This is a genomic window from Microbacterium sp. NPDC087665 (genome assembly GCF_044743285.1).
In the GTDB taxonomy this organism is placed as follows: Bacteria; Actinomycetota; Actinomycetes; order Actinomycetales; family Microbacteriaceae; genus Microbacterium.
The window spans coordinates 457,083-472,615 of sequence record NZ_JBIUWD010000004.1; the positions used below are offsets into that span (position 1 = coordinate 457,083).

20 protein-coding genes and 1 tRNA gene are annotated in these 15,533 nt (G+C 67.9%); 4 read left to right on the top strand and 17 right to left on the bottom strand.

All coding sequences use genetic code 11. The features are described 5' to 3' along the window. Positions 1-4: 4 nt before the first annotated feature. From ACIOSY_RS12070 to ACIOSY_RS12090, 5 genes are read right to left on the bottom strand one after another with little or no spacing between them, the layout of a single operon-like run. Positions 5-1,192: a glycoside hydrolase family 3 N-terminal domain-containing protein gene (locus ACIOSY_RS12070; protein ID WP_400853488.1), complete on the bottom strand. Its 1,188-nt coding sequence runs from the start codon at positions 1,190-1,192 to the stop codon at positions 5-7. A 27-nt stretch (positions 1,193-1,219) separates the two neighbouring features. Next, on the bottom strand, positions 1,220-1,876 hold the full coding sequence (locus ACIOSY_RS12075) for an SDR family oxidoreductase (protein WP_400853490.1): 657 nt from the start codon (positions 1,874-1,876) through the stop codon (positions 1,220-1,222). A gap of 11 nt (positions 1,877-1,887) precedes the next feature. After that, complete coding sequence (locus ACIOSY_RS12080) at positions 1,888-2,415, bottom strand: hypothetical protein (RefSeq protein WP_400853492.1); 528 nt, start codon at positions 2,413-2,415, stop codon at positions 1,888-1,890. Beyond that, complete coding sequence (locus ACIOSY_RS12085) at positions 2,412-3,203, bottom strand: hypothetical protein (RefSeq protein ID WP_400853494.1); 792 nt, start codon at positions 3,201-3,203, stop codon at positions 2,412-2,414. Before ACIOSY_RS12085 ends, ACIOSY_RS12080 begins: the two co-directional genes overlap by 4 nt. A gap of 4 nt (positions 3,204-3,207) precedes the next feature. Beyond that, positions 3,208-4,269 (bottom strand): NAD(P)-binding domain-containing protein, encoded by a 1,062-nt coding sequence (locus ACIOSY_RS12090; RefSeq protein ID WP_400853496.1) that lies wholly within the window; start codon positions 4,267-4,269, stop codon positions 3,208-3,210. 158 nt (positions 4,270-4,427) lie between these two features. On the opposite strand from ACIOSY_RS12090, the gene ACIOSY_RS12095 reads away from it, so the two are divergent. Continuing rightward, a tRNA-Ala gene (locus ACIOSY_RS12095) sits at positions 4,428-4,500 on the top strand. Between the two features lie 181 nt (positions 4,501-4,681). Here ACIOSY_RS12095 and ACIOSY_RS12100 read toward each other — a convergent pair. Beyond that, positions 4,682-4,834, bottom strand: a complete 153-nt coding sequence (locus ACIOSY_RS12100) for a hypothetical protein (protein ID WP_400853498.1) — start codon at positions 4,832-4,834, stop codon at positions 4,682-4,684. Between the two features lie 182 nt (positions 4,835-5,016). Here ACIOSY_RS12100 and ACIOSY_RS12105 point away from each other — a divergent pair, with 182 nt between their 5' ends. Next, a complete protein-coding gene (locus ACIOSY_RS12105) occupies positions 5,017-5,274 on the top strand; it encodes a hypothetical protein (protein ID WP_400853500.1) in 258 nt (85 codons plus the stop codon). Then, complete coding sequence (locus ACIOSY_RS12110; RefSeq protein WP_400853502.1) at positions 5,274-5,735, top strand: BLUF domain-containing protein; 462 nt, start codon at positions 5,274-5,276, stop codon at positions 5,733-5,735. The genes ACIOSY_RS12105 and ACIOSY_RS12110 overlap by 1 nt, the downstream gene beginning before the upstream one ends. On the opposite strand, the gene ACIOSY_RS12115 is transcribed toward ACIOSY_RS12110, so the two are convergent. Continuing rightward, on the bottom strand, positions 5,732-6,583 hold the full coding sequence (locus ACIOSY_RS12115; protein WP_400853504.1) for a hypothetical protein: 852 nt from the start codon (positions 6,581-6,583) through the stop codon (positions 5,732-5,734). The genes ACIOSY_RS12110 and ACIOSY_RS12115 overlap by 4 nt on opposite strands. A 115-nt stretch (positions 6,584-6,698) precedes the next feature. On the opposite strand from ACIOSY_RS12115, the gene ACIOSY_RS12120 reads away from it, so the two are divergent. Next, positions 6,699-7,817: an AI-2E family transporter gene (locus ACIOSY_RS12120; protein WP_400853845.1), complete on the top strand. Its 1,119-nt coding sequence runs from the start codon at positions 6,699-6,701 to the stop codon at positions 7,815-7,817. Positions 7,818-7,824: 7 nt separating this feature from the next. Here ACIOSY_RS12120 and ACIOSY_RS12125 read toward each other — a convergent pair whose 3' ends face one another. From ACIOSY_RS12125 to obgE, 10 genes are all read right to left on the bottom strand, one after another. Next, the gene (locus tag ACIOSY_RS12125) at positions 7,825-8,016 is read right to left on the bottom strand and encodes a hypothetical protein (protein WP_400853506.1); all 192 of its coding nucleotides are present in this window, start codon (positions 8,014-8,016) and stop codon (positions 7,825-7,827) included. 128 nt (positions 8,017-8,144) lie between these two features. Next, positions 8,145-8,651 (bottom strand): septum formation family protein, encoded by a 507-nt coding sequence (locus ACIOSY_RS12130; protein ID WP_400853508.1) that lies wholly within the window; start codon positions 8,649-8,651, stop codon positions 8,145-8,147. 96 nt (positions 8,652-8,747) lie between these two features. Beyond that, positions 8,748-9,032, bottom strand: a complete 285-nt coding sequence (locus ACIOSY_RS12135) for a hypothetical protein (protein ID WP_400853510.1) — start codon at positions 9,030-9,032, stop codon at positions 8,748-8,750. Between the two features lie 337 nt (positions 9,033-9,369). Next, the gene (rsfS, locus tag ACIOSY_RS12140) at positions 9,370-9,747 is read right to left on the bottom strand and encodes a ribosome silencing factor (protein WP_400853512.1); all 378 of its coding nucleotides are present in this window, start codon (positions 9,745-9,747) and stop codon (positions 9,370-9,372) included. Beyond that, complete coding sequence (locus ACIOSY_RS12145; RefSeq protein WP_400853514.1) at positions 9,747-11,042, bottom strand: hypothetical protein; 1,296 nt, start codon at positions 11,040-11,042, stop codon at positions 9,747-9,749. Before ACIOSY_RS12145 ends, rsfS begins: the two co-directional genes overlap by 1 nt. Continuing rightward, entirely contained in the window at positions 11,039-11,641 is a 603-nt protein-coding gene (gene nadD / locus ACIOSY_RS12150) for a nicotinate-nucleotide adenylyltransferase (protein WP_400853516.1), read from the bottom strand. The genes ACIOSY_RS12145 and nadD overlap by 4 nt, the downstream gene beginning before the upstream one ends. Before the next feature lie 6 nt (positions 11,642-11,647). Next, positions 11,648-11,872 carry a hypothetical protein gene (locus tag ACIOSY_RS12155; protein ID WP_400853518.1) on the bottom strand — a complete coding sequence of 75 codons (225 nt, stop codon included), beginning with the start codon at positions 11,870-11,872 and terminating at the stop codon, positions 11,648-11,650. A 51-nt stretch (positions 11,873-11,923) separates the two neighbouring features. After that, positions 11,924-13,177: a glutamate-5-semialdehyde dehydrogenase gene (locus ACIOSY_RS12160; RefSeq protein WP_400853520.1), complete on the bottom strand. Its 1,254-nt coding sequence runs from the start codon at positions 13,175-13,177 to the stop codon at positions 11,924-11,926. 29 nt (positions 13,178-13,206) lie between these two features. Beyond that, positions 13,207-13,989, bottom strand: a complete 783-nt coding sequence (gene proB, locus ACIOSY_RS12165; RefSeq protein ID WP_400853522.1) for a glutamate 5-kinase — start codon at positions 13,987-13,989, stop codon at positions 13,207-13,209. Next, on the bottom strand, positions 13,986-15,488 hold the full coding sequence (gene obgE / locus ACIOSY_RS12170; RefSeq protein ID WP_400853524.1) for a GTPase ObgE: 1,503 nt from the start codon (positions 15,486-15,488) through the stop codon (positions 13,986-13,988). The genes proB and obgE overlap by 4 nt, the downstream gene beginning before the upstream one ends. Positions 15,489-15,533: the final 45 nt, after the last annotated feature.

Sequence of the window (15,533 nt, forward strand, 5' to 3'; positions counted from 1 at the left end):
GATCTCAGCCCACCGGCTCGCAGTCCGCGCACGCCGACCACTGCGCCGTCGAGGCGGCGAGTAGAAGGCGCAGGGTCATCACCCGGGTGGCGGCGTCTTCGAGCCGATCAGCCGGGAGCGCCCCAAAATCGACGGCGGAGACGATTCCCGCCGCCATCTGCCCCGCGGTGTCGGCTGTCGACCCCGCGATCATGAGAACGAGGTCGTTGCCGGCGGCGAGGGCCGCGACCCCGTTGGCCACCGGGTCGGCGAAGGCGGGGTCTCCCGATGACAGCAGCATTCCGAGATCGTCGGTGACCATGACCCCGTCGAAGCCGAGCTCGTCACGCGCGATCTCGTGCCACACCGTCGACATCGACGCCGGAGCGGAATCGATGCTCGGGTATGCCAGATGCCCGAACATCAGCAACGAGGCCCCCGCATCGATGCCGGCCACGAACGGGAGCGCGTCGGCGGTGCGCCACTGCTCGAGGCTCATCGGCGTGCTCGGGATCGCGTGATGCGAATCGCCAGCTGCCGCCCCGTGTCCGGGAAAGTGCTTCAGCGTCGAGGCGAGGAACGGCTCCTGCGCTGCGGTGGCGGCGGCGACGCGTTCCGCCGAGGCCTGCGGGTCGATACCGAGAGCACGGCCGTATATGAACGACGACGGGTCGGCGGTCACATCGGCGACCGTGCCGAAGTTCACCGTGATCCCGGCGCGGGCGGCGAGAGAGGCGCGCGCGGCGAAGGCGGCACTCGTCTCATCGACGGGCGCCGACTTCAACGTCGTCGACGAGGCGAAGCCGTCATCGTGCAGGCGCGAGACCAGCCCGCCCTCCTGATCGACCGCGATCAACGGGGGCAGATCCGGGTCGACGGCCAGCGCGGCGGTCAGAGCCTGCAGATCGGTCTCCGTGGCCGGGATGTTCGACCCCATCAGTATGAAGCCGCCCCAGCCCTGCTGCATGTATGCGTTCACGGCCGCGGCATCCGTCACCGGAACGTGCCCCATCACGACGCTCGCCGCCTGCTCGGACGTACTCATCTGCGCGACCATCTCGGCGGCACGGGCAGCCGGGCCGCCGTCACTCTGCGCGACCTGCACCGCCGCTGAGCGGATCGGTTGCAGGGGTGACGCCGCGGCGGGTCCGGCGATCGCGACGACCGTGACCGTCACGATGCCCGCGAGCGCCCACCCACGGTACCGCGTCATCCCTGCACCTCGAATCAGGCGCCGAGGTCAGCAGCTGAGGGCTTCGGCGATCGGCACGGCCGACTGCGGGTCTCCGTTGCCGAAGCGGACCGTGCGACCCAGCGTGCACGGTTCGACGAGCGATGCGGCGATCACTGCCGCGACATCGGCACGAGAGACGGAGCCATGGCCGTCGGGGTCGATCTCGATGCGCCCCGTCGGCTCATCGAGGGTCAGGGTGCCGGGCGCGACGATCGTGCCGTCGAGCGCGGTGCCCCGCAGGTGCTCGTCGGCTGCCCACTTCGCGTCGGCGTAGGCGAAGAACGAGTCGTCGGCGGGAACGCCGTGATCGGCGGTCGAGCCCAGCCACGACACCATGACGTAGCGGTCGACGCCCGCCGACTTCGCCGCGTCCATCGAGCGGATCGCGGCGTCGCGGTCGACCGCATAGGTGCGCTCGGCAGACCCTCCACCGGCGCCGGCGGACCACACGATGGCGTCATGGCCGCGCACGAGGTCGGCGATCTGCGCAGCACCCATCGTCTCGATGTCAGCGACGACGGGGTGTGCGCCGGCCGCCTCGACGTCGGCGATGTGCTGGGGATTGCGGATCACCGAGGTGACCTCGTCACCGCGCGCGGCGAGAAGGGGGGCGAGAAGCAGAGCGACACGGCCGTGCCCTCCGAAGACGATGATGCGGGACATGCGTTCTTTCCTCACTCCGACAGCTGCGAGCTGTCGATCACGAAGGCTTGCGGATGGCTTGGTAGGTAGCGTACGACCACCGCCTGACCGCCAGGTATGTACGCATCGCGGTCAGGGTAGACGGCCGGGGTGAAGAAGTTGCTCTCCACCGTGTATCTCACGCCCTCGGCCGTCGTGAACGTCACCCAGTCGCCGTCGAGGGTGGCCGTCGTCGGCCGGCCGTTGTCGAAGATGTAGGCCCGGGTGACAGGCACGCCCGTCAGGCTCAGGATGCCGATCACCAACGATCCGAGCATGACCAGCGCGAGGATGCGGGCGACCACACGCACAAATGCGCCGGCGATGTCGCGGGGCGGGCGGGCGTCCTCGCGTACGAGGCCTTCGCGTTCGCGAATCCGCTGCAGTGCGCCGCCCGCGGCCACGCCCTTCGCCGAGAGGGCGAACAGCCCCAGGATCGAGAAGCCGGCGATGAAGACGATCACGTAGCCGTGCGCCGCCGGGAAGTTGAGCAGCCAGAAGACGGTGTCCATCGGATTCATCGTCCGGCCTCCTTCTCGATCGTCACAGCGACGGTCGTGGGATCCTCCCAGCGGTAGAACGCCCAGATCGGCGCCCCCACCTGCAGGTGCGGGATCGCTTCGGGGTACACGAAGACGGTGGTGTCGGCTTCCCAGGTGGCCGCGCCTTCGGGAGCCATGAGCACCTTCAAGGCGAGCTCGCTCTGCCCTTCCCGACGCCGCCCCGTCGGGCGCACTTCGAGTACGGATGCCGGCACCGATGTTCCCGTGGTCCGTGCGCGCACCTGACTGGGGTCGAGCAGCCCCCGGTCGATGCGCCACTGCAGCATCGCCGCGTGCACCGCGGGGTCGGTGAGGTCGGCGAGTTCGACCGCATCCTCGACGCCCGCCCGGTATCGCACGGCGACCGGGTGGCCGACCTGGAGCGCGGCGAGGTCGGTCGGTTCGACGAGCATCCGCAGCTGGGCGATGAAGTCGTCACCGTCCTTCGGCGTGACCCGCAGGAAGAGGTCGTACTGCGGCACGTCGTTGATCGATGCTCCGGTGCGGGACACCTCGACGATGCGACCGACACCGATGTGCGATTCGCCCCGGGTGAGACGCCGACGGCGCGGCCCCAGCATCACGCCACCGAACGTCAGCAACAGTCCCCAGGCCACGCCGATCATGATCGGGGCACCGAGCGTGTCTTCGCCGCCGAAAGGGAGGATCGACTCCCGCTGATTCACCCCGAACAGTCCTTCGCCGGTCCAGATGACGAGCCAGGCAGACAGCAGCAGCCAGATGACCAGGAGGACGATGCGGAGCATGTGCTCAGCGTATCGACGGAATGCTCGCCAGCGCCTTCTGCACGCCCTTCGCGGCTGACCTGCCGGCCCGGTTCGCGCCGATCGTGCTCGCCGACGGACCGTACCCGACGAGCTGGATCCGCGGGTCGGCGACCGCCGTCGTGCCGCGTCCGCGCCGGTCGAGTTGGATGCCCCCGGCGGCGCTCCGCAGGTGCAGCGGTGCGAGGTGGCCGATCGCGGGCCGGAACCCCGTCGCCCAGAGGATGATGTCGACGCGTTCGAACGTGCCGTCGGCCCAGCGCACCCCGTCGGGTTCGATGCGCGCGAACATCGGCAGCCGTCGCTCGTACACGCCCAGCCGTTCGGCCTCGCGCTCCTGCGGCCGCAGCATCAGACCGGTGACGCTGACGACGCTCTGCGGCGGGAGCCCCTGGGCCACGCGCTGCTCCACCAGGGCGACCGCAGCGGCGCCCGCCTCGGGCGAGAAGTCGTCGGTGCGCCAGACCGGTTCGCGACGCGTCGCCCAGAGGGTGTCGGTGATCGGGGCGAGCGCACCGAGGAACTGCACGGCGGATGCTCCCCCACCGACCACCAGCACGCGCTTGCCGAGGAAGTGCTCGGGTCCCGGGTAGTCGATCGTGTGCAGCTGCTCGCCGAGGAACGTCTCCATTCCCGGGTAGTGCGGGAGGAACGGATGCGTCCACGTTCCGGTCGCGTTGACGAGGGTGCGGGACCGCCACTCGCGCTCCCCCGCGCGCACGACGAGGATGCCCTCCTCGTCATCGACGCGGTCGACCCGCACCGGACGGACGACGGGAAGCGCGTGGGCTCGCTCGTATTCGGCGAAGTATGCCGGAACTGCGATGTTCGCACGCTGCTCGTCACGCGGCGGAGGGGCGTCTCCCGGGAGCTCGGCGACGCCGTGCACGTCGCTCATCGTCAGAGCATCCCAGCGATGGCGCCAGGCCCCGCCCGGTTCGGCGTCTCCGTCGAGCACCACGTGGGAGATGCCCAGCCGGGTCAGGTGATACGACGCCGACAGGCCGGCCTGGCCCGCGCCGATCACGATGCTGTCGAGGATGCTCACGCCCGAATCAACATCGAGAGGGTCCCTCTTGTTCCGCGGCCTGATCGTCGGCGGCGGTCTCCTGCCCCGACGCGCCCGGGACGCCGCCACCGATTGGTGTTGGCGCCGATTCCTGTAGTACTCTTTTCAAGTTGCCCCGGTCAGTCCGGAGCGATTATGGGCCTGTGGCGCAGCTGGTAGCGCACCTGCATGGCATGCAGGGGGTCGGGGGTTCGAGTCCCCCCAGGTCCACAACGAAACAGCAAAAGTCCCGCGAGAGATCGCGGGACTTTTGCTTTTCCGGATGCGCCGGACGATCAATCGCTCACGCCGCGGGCTGCTCCGCCTTCGCCTCGTGCGAGACGGGCTCCCACGATCACCCCGAGCGTCATGGCGCTTCCGACGAGCGCCCAGCTGAGCCACTTCGGCATGGTCAGCCCCCCGAGGGGTTCTCGACCGGTGTGCCGTCTTCGTCGGTGGTGTGGTCGGTCGTCTTCTGGTCGGCCTGCTCGGGCGCTCCCCCGGAGGCGGTGTCGGCCTCTTCGTCGGGTCCCGGCGTTCCCTGCGTGTTCTTCGGATCACTCATCGTGGTCTCCTTCATTCGGTCGTGCGATCACCCTAGGCGGGTGCATTGCGGAGCGATAAGGGGTTGACCGGCGTCGCCCGGAGCGAGAGACTCCCCCACTGCGGGTTTCGTCTCCGTTCGGAACTCCGCGGCGAAAAGCAAGGGGGAGGCGGATGTCGGTGGCATCGACTTACACTTCCCCGGTGAACGACCTTCATCAACATCCAGCCGGCGTCCTCTGGGCGTGTGTCGAAGACGGATTCCATGTCGGGAGTCGCGATGGCGAATTCCTCGGCTACGTCGACCGTCAGCCCGATGGGCACTACTTCGCATTCAACGCCCGCGCGCAGCACCTCGGCGAGTTCTCCGCCCTGCATGACGCGACGACCGCGGTGCTGGCGGCGTCCGAATCCCCGGCACCTCTGTCCGGTGCGAACGAAGACGCGATCGGGGTCTCGTGATGGCCGACGAGAACGATGAGCTGATCTCCCTGGTCTACACCAGCACCGCCTCGCACCCCTTGCGCGAGACCGCGGTCGCCCACCTGCTCACGCAGTGCAGGGCGCTGAACGCCGAGCGAGGTGTCACCGGCATGCTGCTCTACCGCGGCGGACGATTCATCCAGGTGCTCGAAGGCGCACCGGCGGTCGTGACCGCGCTCGTCCAGCGCATCACGGGCGACTCGCGGCACCACGATCTGAAGATCCTGCTTCAGGAGACACTGCGCACCCGACGGTTCGCCGACTGGACCATGGGGTACGAGGCGTTCCGCGACACCGACGGGAGCATTCCGGCGGGCTACCGCGATTCCTTCGCAGACCTCGGCTCCGACACCGACCGTTCGACGTCGACGAGAGCGCTGGCCGAGCTCACACTCTGGTTCCGCATCCGCAACGGCGTGCCCGCAGAGCTCGCCTCCTAGCTGCCGTCACCCGTCGGTTTCGTCGCGTGCTCGATCATCTCGCTGTACCCGGAGACGTACGTCGGGTACTCCAATGTTCCGAGCACCCGGCGAAGCAGCGAGCCGTCGAGCACGTGGCCCGTGGAATGAGGCGCATCGAGGTCGGGTGGGGGTATCACCCCGAGCTTCTCAGCGATGAAACCCACCACCTCCCCGAGCGGCACGGGCTTCTCGTCGAGGGCGTGAACGAGCGCGGGGGGATCCGGCATCCGCAGGAGCACCTCGAGCGTGCGAACCAGGTCGGTCTCGTGGATGCGGTTGGTCCACCGCTGGTAGTCGACGGTGGCATGCTCCTGCACGCGACGGATGAGGAAGTCGCGACCGGGACCGTAGATACCTGCCGGCCGCACGACGACCGCGGAGAAGATCTCCTGCGCCGCATGCTCGCCGTCGCGCAGCGCCCGTGCTCGATCCGTCGTGAGCGCGGGTTCGTCCAGCTCGGTGAGCGCGCGGGCGGGCACCGCCCCGGTGAACACCCCCGTCGACGAGACGAAGACCGTGCGAGGCGGAATCTCGGACAGGGCACGCGCAAGATTCGTCAGAGCCGTGCGGTAGCTGTCGATACTCTTCCCCGGCGGCAGGGTGACAACCATCGAATCGACGCGGGGCAACGTCTCCGTGAGCGGACGAGAGACATCGGCGGTGATTCCGGTCACGCCGGTCGGCAGATCGGCGGATGTGCGCCGCAGCGCGATCACCTCAGCGCCGTCGGCGGTGAGCGAACTCGCGAGCCGACTCCCCAGCTTTCCGTATCCGACGAGCAACGTACGGCCGACAGCGCGGGACGGCTCGCTCGAAGATATATCCATGCCTTCAATCTGCCACGTCCGAGGGGTGGGTTGCACAGGAGTCACGAGGCGAACGGTTGTTAGGTTGATTCTGCGGGCGCACGCGGCGCTCGCGATCCACGGGGAGGCACGCATGATGGGACTGTTCCGGCGACCGGAGATGCCGACACCGCCTGCGGAGCCCGGGCTGTGGTCTCGTGGCTTCGGGTTCGTGGCGACGCGCAGCCTGCAGACGCTGATCGTTCTCGCCCTCGTCGCCGTCGCCGTGTTCGTCATCACTCAGCTCTCGCTGGTGTTCATCCCGGTCACGATCGCGCTGATCCTGGCATCCGCCATCCACCCCGTCGTCAGCCTGATGCGTCGACGCGGCGTGCCCTCGATCCTCGCCACCTGGATCGCTCTGATCGGCATCATCGCCGTTCTCGGCGGCATCGTCTGGATCATCGTGCTCACCGTCCGTTCGCAGTGGGACGATCTGGTCGACTCCGCCACCGACGGCATCACCCAGGTGACCGCGTGGCTCGACACCCTGCCGTTCGACTTCGGTGCCATCGATCTCGACGACGTCTGGGCCAGCGCCGGCGACTTCCTCACCAGCGCCTCGTTCGGCCAGGGCGCCCTGGCGGGCGTCTCGGCCACCGCGAGCTTCTTCACCGGTCTCGCCCTGATGATCGTGGTGCTGTTCTTCTTCCTGAAAGACGGGCCGCGCATCTGGGAGTTCCTCCTGCGCCCGTTCACCGGTGAGAGCTACGCCCGTGCCCGCCGCGTCGGCGACAAGACCGTCGACGTCTTCGGCGGCTACATCCGCGGCACGTCGATCGTCGCAGCGGCCGACGCGCTCGGCATCGGCATCGGACTCGCGATCCTGCAGATCCCGCTGGCCGTGCCGCTCGCGGTCATCGTCTTCCTCACCGCATTCATCCCGCTCGTCGGAGCGACGGCGGCCGGAATTCTCGCAGCGCTCGTCGCACTCGTGACCCACGGCCCTGTGGCCGCCCTCATCGTCGTCGGCATCGTCGTTCTCGTGAACCAGCTCGAGGGCAACTTCCTTCAGCCGGTCGTGATGGCGCGCTCGCTCAAACTGCACGCGCTCGTCATCCTGCTCGCGTTGACCGCGGGAACGATCCTCGGCGGCATCGTGGGTGCGGTGCTGTCGGTGCCGCTCGCCGCCGTCGCCTGGGGCATCATCACCGTGTGGGATGGGCCGCACACACCGGCGCGTCCGTTCCGGAAGAAGCGCCCCGAGACGGTCTGATCTCCCCTTATTCGCGGGAATCGCTCACCGAGCGGCGCGCCATCAGGTCGTAAGCGTCGCGTACGGCGTCAGCGGTCGTCTCGAGCTCCTCGTAGTAGTGGGGGAATCCTCGTTCGTCACGGACGACGAGCGAGACGCGCACCGTTCCGGTGCTCACTGCCGACGAGGACGGCTTCTGGGCGACTCCAGCGGGGGACATGGAACTCCTTCATGATCGTGCCGGTCGGAGATGTGCACTCTTCGACCCATCTAGGAAGACGCGCGAGGCGCCGGTTCATTACGCCGACACGCGCAAGATCGTTCGATGTCCCCGCTCGGAGCACGCAGCTATCGCGCAGCACCCTTCAGGGTTCCCTGCACCTGGGCACTCGGGTCGTAGATCAGGCACTGGATGAGGCGATCTCCGTTGTTGTCCCAACTGCCGTCGGTGGGCGTCAGATAGCTGTAGTCGAGCACCGAGGATTCGTAGGCGATGCCCGCGAACGCCTCGAACTGTGCAAGGCAGTTCTCATCAGCCGCAGCGGTGACCGCGTCGTCGCCGGGGAACTCGCCCTCGGGCATCGCGACCTCGAAATAGATCTCGTTGTCGTGCGGGTCGGCGCAGGGCACGACCGGCAGCTCGCTCACCGTCGTCGAGGTGGTGTCGTTGAAGCAGTCCCCGATCTTGAGGGTGAAGACGTCGAGATCACCACCCTCCGTGATCTCCGCGTTCTCGGGGTCGCGCACCGCGCTTCCTCCACCGAGCACGTCGCTGATGATGGAGCATCCTGTCAGGAGCACCACCACCGCTGCCGCCGCGATCGCCGCGATTCCCAGACGTTGTGCACGCTTCATGCGCTTTCCTCTCCGGGGGCGCGCTCGTTTGCGCGCAATCTCCCCGGTATATCAACGAGGCGGCGAGCTCTTTCTGACGCGCAGTCCCCCGGCCGCCTACTTCGCCCTCAGCGGCGGGTGGTGGGGAATGGGGATGGGCCTCGTCGCCCGGTTCGCCACCTGCATCCGCTCCACGTCCTCGAGAACCTCCAGGGCATTCGCGTACCGCGTCGCGAGCGGCAGATCGCGTACCCACACGACCTCGACCTCGGTCTCGGCGTACTCGTACACGCACGCCACCACGTGGCGCGGGTCGTCAGCCGGGAATCGTAGATCGTTCAGCACCCACTCCGATGGCGTGATGCGGCGAAGCTCGTATCGTGGTTCAGGATCTTCTGACATGGAACGGCCTCCCAGCACTCTCTCCCCCACGAGACAGTGTGCGTGCCGGGCACGACGAACGACACCCCCTTGACATCCTCGACCCGGTAAACCAGGCATGAACTGGCGTTCAGTTCTCGAAGGCATCCGGGGGCGACCGTGCGGCCGCCAGATCCTGCGTCGCGGCATCGAGATGATGTTCCAGAACCCTTAGACGTCGCTCAACCCACGCATGACAGTGCAGCAGATGTCATCGCCGAGCCGCCCGCGGTCCCGCCTCAGACGCGCGCCGAACGGGGCATGCTGCATCGTCGTACACCGCTGAGCGCGTGACGCGACTCAGCGGTTCGACCTGCGCCTACTCGCCCGAGACGGGCTCGGGCAGCTCGATCGGAACGACCGGGCAATCCTTCCACAGGCGCTCGAGGCCGTAATACACGCGCTCTTCCTGGTGGAAGACGTGCACGATCAGGTCGCCGAAGTCGAGCAGCACCCAGCGGGCCTCTGCGCGCCCCTCGCGACGAACGCGCTTGTGGCCGGCTTCGATGAGGTTGTCCTCGATCTCGTCGGCGATCGCGGCGACGTTGCGCTCGCTGTTTCCCGTGACGAGAAGGAAGATGTCGACGAGCGGCAGCGGCTCCGACACGTTCAACGCGACGAGGTCTTCACCGCCCTTGGAGACGGCGGCGGCAGCTGCGAGCTGCAGCATTTCTTCAGCGGTTTCAGGTGATTGCATTAGAACACATTCGTGGTGAAGGCGACGACGAGGACCACGCCCAGTGCGAGGGCGAGACCACCCGCAACGATCGCGAGGATGAGCATGAGTCTGTTGCCCTTTTCAGGGGCGGGAGGTCGGATTACCTCGCCGGTGGGCTTGAGTGTGCTGACCGCGGCACTCGCGGCGATCGGCGTGGGCGAAGAAGCGGGAGCGAGCTCACCGTCGATGAGGACGGCGTCGATGTCCTTGCCGTCGGCGACGCCGTCGGCGTGGCCCTGCGAGCCGATGCCGCGCGGCAGTTCGTAGGAGCCCGTCACCAGGATCTCTCCGGTCGATGCGACGGGGCCCGAGAGCGAGCCCTCACCGTGCGACGGGGTGTAGATGAGAGCGCTCGGAGACGTGTGCTGCGATCCGTTCGAGTCGCCCACCGTCAGCAGGTCGTCGAACGAGGGCGTGAACGGCTTGGGGTCGTCGGCGAGCAGGCTCTGACCGAACGCAGGGTTGACCGTGGGGCGCTCATCGGGCTCGACCACGTCGTCGTCCGCCGAGTCGACGTCGGCCAGCACGTCATCGCTGTCGACATCGGAGTCGTCGTCGGAGGTGTCCAGTCCGAGCACGAGGTCGACGTCGTCGACCTGCTCGGTCTCGACGAGCTGCTCCGACGCTTCGTGCGTCACGGTCTCATCGACCACGTCGAGAGGCACGTCACCGACCGACGTCGATGCGCTCGATGCGCTCACGGGAGCGATGACGACCTCGTCGTCGCTGTCGTCATCGTCGTCGTCAGCGGCGTCGGCCGATGCGAAGTCGGGAACGCCGGACACGATCTCCGGTTCGACGACCTCGGCCTCGACGGTCTCGGCTTCCACGACCTCGGCCTCGACGACCTCGGTGACGTCAGCCTCCACGACCTCCGCCTCGACGACCTCCGCCTCGGGAGCGACGACATCGGCGGCTTCTGCGTCAGCGGTGGGCGCTTCGTCGGCGGCCGGGGCGGGCTCGTCGACGGCGGCGTTCGCGGCGGCCGGGTCGATGATCGGGACGGATGCTGTGCGCACGCGCTCCTGGTCACGGGCCTGGCGGCGCGTGAGCGGTGCGGCACCCGGATCGACGTCGGCGTCGCGCACGGGGGCACGATCGGCCTCGACGGGCTCGGCCTCGCGAGGGGCCGGCGGAGCGGCGGGGACGGGCGGCGCCTGCGGGGCGGGTGCGACCGTGTCTTCGGTGATCACGGGCGTCGAACCCGTGAGGCGGATCTCCCGCAGCTGCTTGCGCGTCAGCGGACCCTGATCGTGCTGATCCGATGTAGTCATGCCTTGCTCCGATACAGGTGATGCTTCGCGATGTACTGAACGACTCCGTCGGGGACGAGATACCAGACGGGTTGATCGTCTCGAACCCGAGCCCTGCAGGCCGTCGACGATATCGATAGCGCCGGTACCTCCAGTTGGCTGACGTTGTCGCTCGGGAGGCCATCCGTACTCAGGACGTGTCCTGGCCGGGAGACCGCGACGAAGTGGGCCAACTCCCACAACTCATCATGGTCCCTCCAACTGAGAATTTGCGCCACGGCGTCGGCTCCCGAGATGAAGAAGAGCTCGGCGCCCGGACGATCGCGCTTCAGGTCACGCAGTGTGTCGATCGTGTACGTCGGGCCTTCACGGTCGACATCGACGCGGCTGACGGTGAACTGCGGGTTGGAGGCCGTGGCGATGACCGTCATGAGATACCGATGCTCACTCGGCGTCACGTCGTCTTTCTGCCACGGTCGCCCCGTCGGTACGAACACGACTTCGTCGAGATCGAACGAGTGGGCGACCTCACTGGCGGCGACCAAGTGCCCGTGATGGATCGGGTCGAAGGTTCCACCCATCACACCGATGCGCGGAGCGCGCGAGGTCGCGGTCTTCATAACGCCTTAGTGGCCGTGCCCTGCCTCGTGTCCGTCCTTGCCGTGCTTCGCCGCCCACGCCTCGGCCTTCGCCGAGTGGCGGTTGGCGACGTTGCGGTACGAGAGCGTGACGAGACCGAGAAGACCGAACAGGAGCGCGGCGATGATGCCGAAGATGACAGTCTCGAGTGCCACATTTCCGTGGTGCTCGGTTTCGGCAGCGGCCATCGCGACCTGTGCGATGAGGTTCATCGTGTCTCCGTTTCGTGACCTGAGGCGGTGCAGCGCATCCCAGTCTATCCCTCAGCCCCGGGTCTGCCCTGACCCACGCGCCAGCCATTTCGTGCTCGTCAGCTCGGCGAGCCCCATCGGACCGCGCGCGTGCAGCTTCTGGGTCGAGATGCCGACCTCGGCGCCGAACCCGAACTCGGCCCCGTCGGTGAATCGGGTCGAGGTGTTGACCATGACCACGGCCGAGTCGACCTCGGCGAGGAATCGCTCCGCGTTGCGCGAATCGGTCGTGATGATCGACTCGGTGTGCCCCGTGCTGTAGCGACGGATGTGCGCGAGTGCCTCGTCGAGGGAATCGACGACCTTGATCGCGATCTCGAGGCCGAGGTACTCGGTCTCCCAGTCCTCCTCGACCGCCGGGATCACATTCGAGACGAGCCCCGCGACGATGTCGTCGCCGTGGATCGCGACGCCCTCGCTCTGCAGAGCACTGGCGACCAGGGGCACGAGACGCGGTGCGGCCTGGCGATGCACGAGGACCGTCTCCACCGCGTTGCACACGCTCGGACGCTGAACCTTGGCGTTGACGACGATGTCGCGCGCCCAGTCGTCGGGGGCCGTCTCGTCGAGCAGGATGTGGACGTTGCCGGCCCCCGTCTCGATCACCGGAACGGTCGACTCGGTGACGACGGTCTCGATGAGTCCAGCACTGCCCCTCGGCACCAGCACATCGATGTAGCCGCGTCCGTGCATGAGCGCCTTCGCACCCTCCCGACCGAAGTCGTCGACCGTCTGGATCGCCTCGGCGGTGACCCCTGCGGCTTCGAGCGATTCGCGCATGATCTCGACGAGCACGGTGTTCGATTCACGTGCGGCGCTGCCGCCCCGGAGCACGGCGGCATTGCCGGAACGCAACGCGAGCGCCGCGATATCGACCGTGACGTTGGGTCGCGCTTCGTAGATCGCGCCGACCACGCCGAAGGGCACGCGCACCTGCTCGAGAGACACGCCGTTGGGCATCCGGTGCCCTCCGACGACTCGACCCACCGGGTCGGCGAGGGCGGCCACCTGACGGACGGCGGAAGCGAGCGCCGCGACACGCTGCTCGTCGAGGCGCAGGCGATCGATCAGCGAATCGCCGATGCCGTTCTCACGACCCCGTGCGATGTCGAGCGCATTCGCCTCGATGATGCGCGCCGAATGACGCTCGAGCCCCACCGCGATCGACTCGAGCGCGCGCGCCTTCTCATCGCTGGTGAGAGCGGCTGTCGCGCGGGAGGCTTCCTTGGCACGCTCCAGGCGCACCTGCGGGGTCTGGTCGGTCATCCGCCCAGTCTAGAGCGCCGCGTACGTGCTCAGACGGCCGGCTCGAACCAGGTTCCGATGTCTGCTCCGGCCAGTGCCTGAGCGACGAGATCGGCACTGGTGACCAGCACCCCGATCCCGGATGCGGCGGCGAGCCGGGCGGCGGAGACCTTCGTCGCCGCTCCCCCGGTGCCGACGCTGTTGACGACCGTCGAGCCGAATTCGAGCCCGCTCAGGTCTGCGTCTGCGGCGACGATGTCGATGGGGGTCGCACCCGGGTCGGACGGCGGTTTCGTGTACAGCGACTCGATGTCGCTGAGCAGAACCAGCGCATCGGCATCGATCAGCTGGGCGACGAGCGCGCCCAGACGGTCGTTGTCGCCGAAGCGGATCTCCTGCGTCGCGACCGTGTCGTTCTCATTGACGATCGGAAGGATGCGCAGGCCCAGCAGTCGCTCCATCGCACGCTGGGCGTTGCTGCGAGACGTCGGGTGCTCGAGGTCGCCGGTGGTCAGGAGCACCTGGCCCGCGACGATGTCGAACGGGCGCAGCGCCTCTTGGTAGCGGTAGACGAGGATGTTCTGCCCGACCGCGGCGGCGGCCTGCTGCGTGGCGAGGTCGGTGGGCCGCGCGTCGAGGCGGAGGAACGGGATGCCGGTGGCGATCGCACCCGAAGAGACCAGGATCACTTCGCAGCCGCGCGCATGCGCCGCAGCGAGTGCCTCGACCAGGACCGGGATCCTCCAGGAGGACTCGCCGCTGATCGACGACGATCCCACCTTCACGACGATGCGGGTCGCCGTGGCGAGATCGGCCCTGGTCCGTGCCGTCACTCGCCGTCCTCGCGGTAGGCGTGGAGGCGCTGAGCCTCCACTTCGGCGCGGGCTGCCGCCTTGGCATCCATCCGCTCGTAGTAGGTCTCACGCCGCTCCGACGTCGTACGACGCTCGTTGGGCGCGAGACGCGGGTCGGTTCCACGGGGTGCGGTCATCAGCTCGGCTGCCGAGGTCATGGTCGGCTCCCAGTCGAAGACGATGCTGTCGCCCTCGCCGATGACGACCGTGGAGCCCTGCTCGGCACCTAGACGGAACAGCTCGTCTTCGACACCCAGCTTCTCGAGGCGATCGGCCAGGTATCCGACGGCTTCTTCGTTCTGGAAATCGGTCTGCTGCACCCAGCGCACCGGCTTCTCGCCGAGGATCCGGTAGACGTTGCCGTACGTGCCGCCCTCGACCCGGATGCTGAACTCCTTCTTGGAGCCCCGCGTGCGGATCACGACACGCTCGCGCGGCACCTCGACGAGGGCCTGCTCGGCGCGGTGCTTGTCGACCAGCTCGCCGAGCGCGAAGGTCAGCGGGCGGAGACCCTCATGCGAGATCGTCGAGATCTCGAAGACGCGGAACCCGCGGGCTTCCAGATCGGGGCGCACGAGTTCTGCGAGATCGCGGGCCTCAGGAACATCGACCTTGTTCAGTGCGATGAGCTGGGGACGCTCGAGCAGCGGCGTCTGTCCCTCGGGCACCTCGTAGGCGGCGAGCTCGGCGAGGATCACATCGAGGTCGGAGATCGGGTCGCGTCCGGGCTCGAGCGTCGCGCAATCGAGCACGTGCAGGAGCGCCGTGCAGCGCTCGACGTGACGAAGGAAGTCGAGGCCGAGGCCACGCCCCTCACTGGCGCCTTCGATGAGTCCGGGAACGTCGGCGACGGTGTACCGCGATTCGCCCGCCTGCACGACACCCAGGTTGGGGTGGAGCGTCGTGAAGGGGTAGTCGGCGATCTTCGGGCGCGCGGCGGAGATCGCGCCGATCAGGCTCGACTTTCCGGCAGACGGGTAACCCACGAGCGCGACATCGGCCACCGTCTTCAGCTCGAGGACGACATCGCCCTCGTAGCCGGGGGTTCCGAGGAGAGCGAATCCCGGCGCCTTGCGCTTGGGCGACGACAGCGCCGCGTTGCCCAGTCCACCCAGACCGCCCTTGGCGACGACGAAGCGCTCACCGGGGATGATCATGTCGATCAGCACATTGCCGTCGGGGCTCTTCACCACGGTTCCCACGGGAACCGGAAGTTCGAGGTCTTCCCCCATGTAGCCCGCGCGGTGATCGCCCATCCCGAACCCGCCGTTGGGCGAGGACCGGTGCGGCGAGTGGTGGTACGACAGGAGCGTTCCGGTCTGCGTGTCGGCGACGAGCACGATGTCGCCGCCGTCGCCGCCGTTGCCACCGTCGGGACCGCCGAGAGGCTTGAACTTCTCGCGGTGCACCGAGACACAGCCGTTTCCGCCCTTACCCGCGCGCAGGTGCAGCGTCACGGTATCGACGAACGTGACCATGTGTCGGTCTCCTTGATTGAGCTTTTTCCTGACCGCCGGATTCGG

Coding starts and splice junctions, on each gene's coding strand:
- ACIOSY_RS12155 (WP_400853518.1), bottom strand. CDS start 11,872: ATGAACCTCATCGCACAGGTCGCGATGGCCGCTGCCGAAACCGAGCAC.
- ACIOSY_RS12135 (WP_400853510.1), bottom strand. CDS start 9,032: ATGTCAGAAGATCCTGAACCACGATACGAGCTTCGCCGCATCACGCCA.
- ACIOSY_RS12080 (WP_400853492.1), bottom strand. CDS start 2,415: ATGAATCCGATGGACACCGTCTTCTGGCTGCTCAACTTCCCGGCGGCG.
- nadD (WP_400853516.1), bottom strand. CDS start 11,641: ATGAAGACCGCGACCTCGCGCGCTCCGCGCATCGGTGTGATGGGTGGA.
- ACIOSY_RS12115 (WP_400853504.1), bottom strand. CDS start 6,583: ATGGATATATCTTCGAGCGAGCCGTCCCGCGCTGTCGGCCGTACGTTG.
- ACIOSY_RS12130 (WP_400853508.1), bottom strand. CDS start 8,651: ATGAAGCGTGCACAACGTCTGGGAATCGCGGCGATCGCGGCGGCAGCG.
- rsfS (WP_400853512.1), bottom strand. CDS start 9,747: ATGCAATCACCTGAAACCGCTGAAGAAATGCTGCAGCTCGCAGCTGCC.
- ACIOSY_RS12100 (WP_400853498.1), bottom strand. CDS start 4,834: ATGAGTGATCCGAAGAACACGCAGGGAACGCCGGGACCCGACGAAGAG.
- ACIOSY_RS12125 (WP_400853506.1), bottom strand. CDS start 8,016: ATGTCCCCCGCTGGAGTCGCCCAGAAGCCGTCCTCGTCGGCAGTGAGC.
- ACIOSY_RS12120 (WP_400853845.1), top strand. CDS start 6,699: ATGGGACTGTTCCGGCGACCGGAGATGCCGACACCGCCTGCGGAGCCC.
- ACIOSY_RS12075 (WP_400853490.1), bottom strand. CDS start 1,876: ATGTCCCGCATCATCGTCTTCGGAGGGCACGGCCGTGTCGCTCTGCTT.
- ACIOSY_RS12145 (WP_400853514.1), bottom strand. CDS start 11,042: ATGACTACATCGGATCAGCACGATCAGGGTCCGCTGACGCGCAAGCAG.
- obgE (WP_400853524.1), bottom strand. CDS start 15,488: ATGGTCACGTTCGTCGATACCGTGACGCTGCACCTGCGCGCGGGTAAG.
- ACIOSY_RS12070 (WP_400853488.1), bottom strand. CDS start 1,192: ATGACGCGGTACCGTGGGTGGGCGCTCGCGGGCATCGTGACGGTCACG.
- ACIOSY_RS12110 (WP_400853502.1), top strand. CDS start 5,274: ATGGCCGACGAGAACGATGAGCTGATCTCCCTGGTCTACACCAGCACC.
- ACIOSY_RS12085 (WP_400853494.1), bottom strand. CDS start 3,203: ATGCTCCGCATCGTCCTCCTGGTCATCTGGCTGCTGCTGTCTGCCTGG.
- ACIOSY_RS12160 (WP_400853520.1), bottom strand. CDS start 13,177: ATGACCGACCAGACCCCGCAGGTGCGCCTGGAGCGTGCCAAGGAAGCC.